Origin of the sequence: Streptomyces sp. URMC 123 (genome assembly GCF_051386515.1) — a bacterium.
Taxonomy (GTDB): domain Bacteria; phylum Actinomycetota; class Actinomycetes; order Streptomycetales; family Streptomycetaceae; genus Streptomyces.
In genome coordinates, this window is sequence record NZ_JBPQTV010000722.1 from 1 (window position 1) to 398 (window position 398).

1 rRNA gene is annotated in these 398 nt (G+C 58.8%); it reads right to left on the reverse strand.

Going from position 1 to position 398, the window contains the following annotated elements:
- Positions 1 to 332, reverse strand: a 23S ribosomal RNA gene (locus ACSNOD_RS31790); the annotation flags it as partial.
- Positions 333 to 398: the final 66 nt, after the last annotated feature.

The following is a 398-nucleotide window of genomic DNA, read 5'->3' on the forward strand; positions in this document are numbered from 1 at the left end:
AAGAGAGATCCCACAACCCCAACCACGCAACCCCTGCCGGGTATCACACGTGACTGGTTTGGCCTCATCCAGTTTCGCTCGCCACTACTCCCGGAATCACGGTTGTTTTCTCTTCCTGCGGGTACTGAGATGTTTCACTTCCCCGCGTTCCCTCCACATACCCTATGTGTTCAGGTATGGGTGACAGCCCATGACGACTGCCGGGTTTCCCCATTCGGACACCCCCGGATCAAAGCTCGGTTGACAGCTCCCCGGGGCCTATCGTGGCCTCCCACGTCCTTCATCGGTTCCTGGTGCCAAGGCATCCACCGTGCGCCCTTAAAAACTTGGCCACAGATGCTCGCGTCCACTGTGCAGTTCTCAAGCAACGACCAGCCACCCACCACCCCGCCCAAACA